The sequence below is a fragment of the Paenibacillus sp. JT31N17 genome, assembly GCF_056269255.1.
The window spans coordinates 82088-91139 of the sequence record NZ_JBWDNP010000024.1; the positions used below are offsets into that span (position 1 = coordinate 82088).

At 49.1% G+C, this 9052-nt stretch carries 9 protein-coding genes; 5 read left to right on the forward strand and 4 right to left on the reverse strand.

Features of this window, described 5'->3' with window-relative positions:
- Window positions 1-12 precede the first annotated feature (12 nt).
- From AC0YOB_RS36360 to AC0YOB_RS36370, 3 genes are all read left to right on the forward strand, one after another.
- A complete protein-coding gene (locus tag AC0YOB_RS36360; RefSeq protein WP_475796955.1) occupies window positions 13-456 on the forward strand; it encodes an Rrf2 family transcriptional regulator in 444 nt (147 codons plus the stop codon).
- Window positions 457-642: 186 nt separating this feature from the next.
- Entirely contained in the window at window positions 643-2019 is a 1377-nt protein-coding gene (locus AC0YOB_RS36365) for an S-layer homology domain-containing protein (RefSeq protein WP_475796956.1), read from the forward strand.
- A gap of 282 nt (window positions 2020-2301) precedes the next feature.
- Window positions 2302-3486 (forward strand): MFS transporter, encoded by a 1185-nt coding sequence (locus AC0YOB_RS36370; protein ID WP_475796957.1) that lies wholly within the window; start codon window positions 2302-2304, stop codon window positions 3484-3486.
- A gap of 213 nt (window positions 3487-3699) precedes the next feature.
- On the opposite strand, the gene AC0YOB_RS36375 is transcribed toward AC0YOB_RS36370, so the two are convergent.
- Together AC0YOB_RS36375 and AC0YOB_RS36380 are read right to left on the reverse strand one after the other, a co-directional pair.
- Complete coding sequence (locus AC0YOB_RS36375) at window positions 3700-4821, reverse strand: NADH-dependent flavin oxidoreductase (protein WP_475796958.1); 1122 nt, start codon at window positions 4819-4821, stop codon at window positions 3700-3702.
- A 76-nt stretch (window positions 4822-4897) separates the two neighbouring features.
- On the reverse strand, window positions 4898-5620 hold the full coding sequence (locus AC0YOB_RS36380; RefSeq protein WP_475796959.1) for a DsbA family oxidoreductase: 723 nt from the start codon (window positions 5618-5620) through the stop codon (window positions 4898-4900).
- Between the two features lie 230 nt (window positions 5621-5850).
- Here AC0YOB_RS36380 and AC0YOB_RS36385 point away from each other — a divergent pair, with 230 nt between their 5' ends.
- Window positions 5851-6447: a TetR/AcrR family transcriptional regulator gene (locus tag AC0YOB_RS36385; RefSeq protein ID WP_475796960.1), complete on the forward strand. Its 597-nt coding sequence runs from the start codon at window positions 5851-5853 to the stop codon at window positions 6445-6447.
- Window positions 6448-6855: 408 nt separating this feature from the next.
- Here the strand turns inward: AC0YOB_RS36385 and dgoD are convergent, their stop codons facing one another.
- Window positions 6856-8004, reverse strand: coding sequence for a galactonate dehydratase (dgoD, locus tag AC0YOB_RS36390; RefSeq protein WP_475796961.1), 1149 nt, complete (start codon window positions 8002-8004; stop codon window positions 6856-6858).
- Window positions 8005-8305: 301 nt separating this feature from the next.
- Between dgoD and AC0YOB_RS36395 the strand changes: the two genes are divergently transcribed.
- Window positions 8306-8806 (forward strand): CBO0543 family protein, encoded by a 501-nt coding sequence (locus tag AC0YOB_RS36395; RefSeq protein WP_475796962.1) that lies wholly within the window; start codon window positions 8306-8308, stop codon window positions 8804-8806.
- 8 nt (window positions 8807-8814) lie between these two features.
- Here AC0YOB_RS36395 and AC0YOB_RS36400 read toward each other — a convergent pair.
- The coding region (locus AC0YOB_RS36400; protein ID WP_475796963.1) for an ABC transporter permease at window positions 8815-9052 on the reverse strand (238 nt) is incomplete at its 5' end.

Below are 9052 nucleotides of genomic sequence, written 5' to 3' on the forward strand. Positions count from 1 at the left end.
GAGGTGCTTCTTATGGCAATCAGCAGCCGGCTCGCTGTGGCGGTGCATATATTAGTATTAATCGAAACGCATGAGGGCAAGCGGATCACATCCGACTATATTGCAGGCAGCGTCAATACGAACCCCGTTGTCGTAAGACGGCTTATGGGCGTATTGAACAAAGCGGGCATCATTGCCACCACGCCGGGCATTCCCGGCGCCACCCTGTTAAGGCCTGCCAAGGACATCAGTCTGGCTGATGTATACTGCGCGGTGGAGCATTCCAGTCAGGAAGGGCTGTTCTCCCTGCATGAGAACCCCAATCCCAACTGCCCGGTAGGAAACAATATTGAACATGCTTTAGAGGACACATTCGGAAGAGCGCAGATTGCCCTGGAGTCGGAGCTTGCTGCTGTGACGATCGCAGACATCGCTTCAGAATGTGCAAAAATGTCATTGAATCAACAGCAGCCGTAGCCTCCTTCCAGCTGCAGAATGATTGATCTCCCCCTTTTCATGAAGGGGGCTTTTTTCTGTGGGAAAACACAAAATTTAATTTCTGTTGACAAGCGTTTTTTTCTAATGATAGAATCGAAAAAAATAATTCCAATCTTATCAATCGGAATTAAGGTTATTGGCCACTACACTCGGGGGGAATTATTCATGTACAGAAAAATCTCGCATCCAAAATGGTTGTCCGCTGCCGCTTTATCCATGTCATTATTATTGGCAGTTCCGCTAAGCTCCGCCGCAGCCGGAGCTGCTGCCGGCCCTCTGGCTTCAGCGGTTGACCAGACCGGCAATTATTCATTATTTTTGCAGGAAAAATTCGATCTCACGATTGGAGATTCAACGACGAAGGGTGAATTGCTTCAAGATCTCGCCTTGATTTTGAACTACAAGCCCACAGCTGACGCTGTCACCTTCAGCGACTTGAACCCGTCGAGCCCGTATTATGAAGCTGCAGCTGCGCTTAGCCAGCAAGGAATTGTAAGCGGCCCGGCCATTCATCCGGATGAACCGGTCGGTGTTTTCCAGGCCGTATTCATCGCCTTGAAAGCAGCCGGATTGAAGGAGTTGGCCTATACCTATCCGGAAGTGAAGACCGCTGCCGCGCTGAACAAGCTTCATTTGAAGCCGGATGCTTTCCAGTCAGAAACCGCTGCACAGGAAATCGCTGCTGCTGTGGACACCGGTCTCGTGGCTCCTTCGCTTTATGGCCAGCTCAAGCCCGGCGCACTGGCATCGAAGACATTCCTTGAACAGCTTCTGGGTCAAGTGCTGGTAAGCAAGGGCCTCTATGAACACTATATTGGCCTGACCGGCGATTCGGATATTTATGCGAAGCTGATTGACGCTTACTCGACCTCCGATGTAATCGAGGCTCCCGAACTGGAAACGATCGTTAACGGTGCGCTGGAGAAGGGTCTCGTAACCGGCTACAATCTGAAGGACTCCCGATACGATCCGAATTTCATTGACTCGCTGACGATTACATACGGCCATTCCGATATTCAGCATGCTGTGCAGCTGATCGGACTGCTGCGCAGCGAAGGACTGCAGGCCAAGGTCCAGTTCGAGCCTAAAACCTCCGCCTTTGTTCATTTGCTGGAATGGGGCGAGCCTGCGCCGGATCACGATAACCACTACAAGAAGCTGGAGAACGGCAACTATATCGCGTCTGCCAAGGAATATGATATTTCGTTCGAATTCGCAACAGCCGCCGACAAGCAGCGCTTCCAGCCAGTCGTGCTTGCTTATGCCAAGAAAGACAGCGACGACGAGCCTGGACTGATTGCCGCTTCCTGGTGGCAGCCGCTCTATTATACCCAAACCAAGCTGAAAGATTACGATCTCATCACCAACAACAAAATTACCGGCAGCGGCTTCTATTATGCGCAGTCCTTCTCCCTGAACGAGCAGTCCGCAGCGATTGTCCAAGGATTCAAGGCGATTGATCCGGCCATTGACATCACTACCTCGACCTTCTGGGTGGACAGACCGTTCTACAGTTACCTGAAGGGTGACGATTTCAAATAAACATTCTCCTGTAAGAAAAGACGGTTGGAGCCGTCCTTTGGCGGCACAGCAAGTTTCCTCCCTCAGAAACATAGGCAAAGTATGATGAATTTAATACTTTCTTCTAGTTCAATAAAACAAGGCATCCCGTCACTGCCCACCAGGCAGCGGCGGGATGTTTGTTTTTATTTCCTCCACAATCATCAGGCAGGCGATCCCGATCCTGTGTTAAGATAAAATGATGACGCCCTTGTTGCCAAGTTATCTTGAATAGATGAAGCCTTAAGAAGGAGTATGAACAGCATGAATCATCACAAAATATGGACCAGGGATTTCGTAGCCATCTGCCTCAGCAGCTTTTTTATTTTTTTGAATTTCTACATGCTTGCAACCACGCTGCCCCAGTACGTGTCGGAGCGCCTGTCCGCAAGCGGCCAGCAGATGGGGCTGGTCATTACCGTATATGTTCTTGCGGCTGTTATTATGCGGCCACTCGCCGGCCAATGGGTGGACCGCTACGGCAAGATTGCCGCTGTTCTTTCGCTCGCTTTATTTTTCGCAAGCACCCTGCTGTATCCCGCTATCCACAGCCTGCTTCTTCTGCTCGCGCTCAGAGCCATACATGGGGGAAGCTACGGCATGTCCTCCACCATGACCGGGGCGATGGCCGCAGAACTGATTCCCGCCGCACGCAAAGGGGAAGGCATCGGGTACTTCAGCATGTTCATGAGCCTGGCGATGGTTATCGGACCATTCCTTGGGCTGACGCTGGTTCATCAGGCCAATTACACGGTGCTGTTCATCGTGTGCATATGTCTGACCGCCTTCTCGCTGCTTTTCGGCTTCCTGACGAAAGAAGCTCCGAAGGAGGCGTCAGTCAAGAACAAGCCCTTCAGCTTGAGCTGGTCCTCCATTGTGGAAGCCAAGGCGCTGCCGGTATCGCTTGCAGGATTCGTCCTCGCTTTCTCTTACAGCTCGCTGACTTCTTTCATTTCCGTCTATGCCAAAGAAATTGATCTGACCGAGGTCGCGAGTTACTTTTTCGTCGTCTTTGCCGTTATGATTGTGCTTCCCCGCCCCATTATCGGCAAAATATTCGACCGCTACGGCGAGCATGTGCTGGCTTATCCCGGCATTGCCTTGTTCGTTATCGGCATGCTGATCCTGGGCAGTGCGCATTCTCCGGCCGTCTTCCTGTTATCGGGAGCTGTAATCGGGCTTGGCCACGGCGCCATTATTCCCTGCTTCCAGACCGTGGCGCTCCGCTCGGCTCCAAGCGGCCGCAGCGGACTTGCGACGGGTACCTTCTTCCTCATGTTCGACCTGGGCTACGGGATCGGTTCCTATGTCCTTGGCGTGGTTGCCCAGCATACCCATTATGAAACCATGTATCACATCGCCGGACTTCTGGTTATTCTGTCGGGCGTTGTCTACTATGTGCTTCACCACCGTGTACAGTCCAGAACCCAGCTTGGCAAAGCGGTCTGACGCTTAATTCCTTTATAGACAGCAATGAAGAAGAAAGGGCAGCCACCTTCCTTTTGTGGCGCAGTAAGTTGCTTCCCTCAATATATAAGCAAGTACGGGTCAAATTTTATGCTTTCTTATCACTCAAAAAAGGCCATCCTTTGCAGGATGGCCTTGTCCTTATAAAACATGCTTGGAAACTGTTTCTGCCCGAGGCCGGCTCAGTCAGAACCCTTAAACAACCGGAAACCATCCGGGAACGTTAATAAGCATGTTCCATAATGCGTCCGGTATGGTCAGGTCTTTTTGATCCGTTCTAGGCAGGGTCGTTCTAATCTCGTTTTCTTGATCGTTCAGAACCTTTTCAACCCATTTCGGTTCCATAATGATGGCATGCGCTAAAGCTAATAGAGGTACCCCGGCGTTCAGTGCCTTATTAACGTCTTCCGGCGAAGATAATTCGCCAACCCCGATTACGGGTACACGGCTGCCTGCCTGTTCCTGGATGAGCAGAACACGTGATTTCGTATCCGTCTCATCCCGCATTGATCCATCCCAAAAGCCTCGTACGGAGACATGAAGGTAGTCCAGCTTTTGCTGAGCCAAAACGTCAACCAATTGAAGCGTGTCTTCCATGGTTATACCCGGGTTTTCTCTTTCTTCAGGCGACAATCTATATCCGACAATGAACGGGTTTTTCGCATGAACGGCAACTGCCTGTTTTACGCTGTCGATTATGGCAAGCGGAAATGTCATTCTTTTTTCAATCGTACCTCCCCACTGGTCAGACCGGCGGTTGGAATGAGGGGAGAAGAATTGCTGAACCAGGTACGTATTTGAGCCTTGAATCTCCACGCCGTCAAAACCTGCCTCGATTGCTCTACGGGTTGCTTCTCCAAAGGCTTTAATCATATCCTTGATATTTTCTTCCGTCATTTCTCTTGGAACAACCGAACCCGGACGTTCTGAGGCTACAGCGCTCGGACTTATCGGCTGTTGGCCGCCTGTAAGCTCAGGCGAGGCCATTCTCCCCGCATGGTAAATCTGTAAAATCGCTTTAGCCCCTTGTTCTTGAATCGTACTTGACAATTTCTTCAGTCCAGGGATTAAAGAGTCATCATATACGCCAATTTCGTTAATAAAAGCCTTCCCTTCTGGCGAAACATGGCTGCTCGCTGTAATAACCGCACCTACTCCGCCTGACCGCACACGATAATAATCCAATTCTTGCTCTGACACGCCTCCATCCTCCAGAGAGGAAGAGTTTGTCATCGGCGCCATTAATACGCGGTTCTTAAGCTGTACTCCCGAAGGGAAAGTAAATGGTTCAACTATGGGTTTATAAGCCGGATTCATGTTTTGTTGTCTCCTTTTCGTTAAATTAGTTCTGACGGATGCTGGAGCCTCCCCATCAGATGACTCTGTTTCAGAGTTAAATCTTGCAAACTCCGTCCCCGCAGAGGCCGCCCTCGGAATCGCCATCTGGACCTGAGTCAAGCATCTGCAAAGGATGTTCTTCTCTCCACACTTGTTCAAGCAGCTCCAGGAATACGCCGCTTGGCCTTACTCCGGATAAAGCATACTTATCGTTAATGATATAGAAAGGCGTGCCTGTAATCCCTATCCCGGACCCATGCTGCCGCTCTTTCTTTACCGTATCCTTGTATTTATCGCTGGACAGCATATCAAGAACCTCCTGGGCATCAAGGCCGCTCTCGCCCGCAAGCCTGGCAAGTGTTTCGTGATCGCCGATATCCAGCGAATCGGTAAAATAGGCTTTATAAACCTGAGCCATCCACTCTCCTGCTTTACCCTGTTCCTGCGCATAAACGGCCACGCGGAGAGCATCTGACGTATTTGATGGAATCAATGTGTCGAGATTATAGGTAAGGCCAACATCTTTGCCCATCTTGACCACCGTTTTATTTCCTTCTCTTACATAATCAGTGGACATCCCTCCGCCATGAATTTCGGCTGTCCAGGTGTAATAATCTTTGCCGGTGTTGCTCGGAGCATTCGGGAACAGCTGGAACGGTCTGTAGACGATTTCTACTTCAGCCTTATGTTCAAATTGTTCAAGGGCTGTTTCCAAATTTGTCTTGCCTATATAGCACAACGGGCACATGACATCTGACCAGACCTCTATTTTCATCATTCCTTCGCCTCTCTCCTGTGATTTGGAATAACTCTACATGTAAGATGCTGCCGAATCATTTAATCAACAGTCATCGATTAATTAACAACAATTGATTAATTAACATGTATTGATTTATATTATAAAGAGTCGCAACAAAATCTCAATCGTTAAAAACCCGGCTTTTGTCAACTAATCAACATATGATTTGTTTCTGTTCATAATCATTCAAAGGAAGGTGATCCGCCATCATGCCTAAAGTAGACAGAAGAATAATGAAAACGAGGGAAGCCATCAGTAACGCTCTAATTGAGTTAATGTCCGAGAAGAGCTTCGAAAACATTACGATCAACGACATCTCGGAAAAAGCGAATCTTAACAGGGGGACACTTTATCTCCACTATACGGACAAATATGATTTGCTCGACAAATGTATAAAGGATCATTTGAGCCATATGCTGGAGTTTTGCACGTTATCGAAGCCTGGCGAGGAAAGATTGGATGTTATTAATTCCCCGCTGCCGATGTTTCAGTATTTTGAACAACATTATTTATTCTATTCCTCCATGCTAAGCAATAAAGGTATAACTTGTTTTCAGGAGCAGTTGATCCTGATGGTCAAAAATGGAATAACCGAGCGATTGGAGACCGGGGAAGTGAACCATGGGGATAACAAAGAGGTTGTCATTCAATATATGGCATCTGCTTTCGTCGGAGTCGTGGAATGGTGGATTAAAAATAAAATGCCGCTCTCTCCGGAAATAATGGCGCAGCAATTATGGGGTATCTTTAAAAAAAATTTTTCCCAGTTGGTGCATGCCGGCCCCCAAAACGGGGAGCTGACTTGACCAGCGTTAACCTTGACTCTGCAATGTCTGCAGCTTTTATAAGCCATACAAATACACCCCCTAGAATTCATCGGATTCCTAGGGGGTTTTGTCCAATGTCTGTTCTAAAGGGTGCACTTCAATCCTGTTTACGATTCCTGTTTAACGTTTCTTCCGTTCACCGGATATACACAGCTTACGAATTATGCCATATTTCACAACAAAAGAACCTCCGAATCCACTGCACAAGTGGAGGGAGGTTCTTTGGCATAGACGAAATATAGCTCCAGGCGAAAGCTGAAAAATCATCATAAACAGGCTTGTGTTCCATAACATTAAATATTAATAGGACAAATGTTTTTTGGGTTGCCACCAGCTAAGGCATTTTTGCATGCGCGGCCGGATTTTCCAAGCGGGCTTGTCAAAGCTTTACCACTCCGCAATAACGCCATCCGCGCTGCGCCAGACGGGATTTTTCCAATTATGGCCGACCTTGGCCATTTCTCTGACCTTCTCCTCATTCACCTCGATGCCAAGTCCCGGCTGATCCAGCCTGGATACGTAACCGTCCTTATATTCGAACACAGCCGGATCCGCCAAATAATCGAGCAGGTCAGAGCCTTCGTTATAGTGGATGCCGAGGCTTTGCTCCTGAATGAACGCATTGGGCGTACAAAAATCAAGCTGCAGCGATGCGGCCAGCGCAATCGGACCGAGCGGACAATGCGGTGCCACAGCCACATCGTAGGCTTCCGCCATAGCGGCGATTTTGCGTGTCTCCCATATCCCACCGGCATGGCTCAGATCGGGCTGGATGATATCCACCCCGCCGGAAGCCAGCAGCTGCTTGAAGCCCCAACGCGTATACATCCGCTCTCCGGTTGCTATCGGAATGCTGCTGTATTTGGCGATTTCAAGCAGCGCTTCGTTATTCTCCGGAAGCACGGGCTCTTCAATAAACATCGGCTTGAACGGCTCCAGCTCCTTCACCAGGATCTTCGCCATTCCCTTGTGCACCCTGCCGTGAAAATCGATGCCTACCCCCAGCTTGTAGCCGACAGCCTCGCGGATGGCCGCGATACGGCTAACCGCTTCCTCCACCTTGTCATAGGAGTCGATCCATTCCATATCGGAGGTACCGTTCATCTTGATGGCGGTATAGCCTTCATCCATTTTGGCCCGGGCGGCCAACGCCGTATCCGCCGGGCGATCGCCGCCGATCCAGGCGTACACCTTCATCTTCTCGCGCACCGCACCGCCGAGGAGCTCATACACCGGCACGCCCAACCGTTTGCCTTTAATATCCCACAACGCCTGCTCGATGCCCGACATCGCGCTGGTCAGAATCGGCCCGCCCCGGTAAAAGCCCCCGCGGTACATGACCTGCCACAAATCCTCAATATTTCCGGCTTCCTTACCGATCAGATACTCGCTCAGCTCCTCCACCGCCGCACGCACGGTCTCAGCGCGCCCTTCAACAATGGGCTCTCCCCATCCCGTAGTTCCGTCATCGGTCGTGATTTTGAGAAACAGCCACCGCGGCGGCACCTTAAATAATTCCATGGAATGAATTTTCATGGCATTTGGCTCCTTTTTAATCATATGATCTATTTAGATAATTATAATATACATCATATGATTCGGAATTGTATACCCTCAAAATTCCATGAAAAAGGCATCCCATGGTAAATCCTGCAGCAACGGCCACGGCCGCGCATCAGCCTGACACATGGCTTTTTTTCAGAGCTATATTAATAGCACCAAGTCTCCTCTACAACTTAATCTTTGGCGGTGTCACTAACGAAGTATACATACAGATTGATTAGAGAACTACTATAACGTTAAACTTAAATTTCAGAAATATGGAGTATGATCTCAAATGCCTTTCATTGCTTTGGACATAATATTCATACTTGCGGCATGGCGCTGGGGAGATTGGAGACATTGGCAAAAATATCATTCGACCATTTTGTATTTCTTGCTTGGGGACGTTATTTATATGGTGCTGACAAGCAATTATCCGCTATGGCAGCATCAGCCCTGGCCGCCAATTCATAGTTATTTAGGTGTCGAACTATGCTGTTTGGTGTGCTTTGCATCTACCACGCTGATATACCTTGGTTTATTCCCAAACGGACTCGGCAAGTCAGTATTATGGATTGGATTTTGGGTAATCGTTTATTCGTTAATCGAGGTATTTTATTTGTTTTGTGAGGCGATTAAACATTTTAACGGTTGGACCATGCTTTTTTCCGTTTTATTCAATATGATCATGTTCCCGTTGCTTCGATTGCATTTTTCCCGGCCATTGCTGGCGTACACGATCTCCATACCGCTTGCTATTGCAATACTGATCATATTCAAGGTTCCGATTAAATGATGAATGGCTCACACCCGCTTCTTATACGCCCTCATCGCAAAGATATAAGCCACGAGCATGATTCCGACGCACCACGCAAGCGCGACCCATATGTCATTGCCCACCGGCTGCCCTGACAGCAGCGCACGGATGGCTTCCACGATCGAGGTCACCGGCTGGTTCTCGGCAAAGGCGCGGACGACCTTCGGCATCGACTCGGTCGGCACAAACGCCGAGCTGATAAACGGCAGGAAGATAATCGGGTAG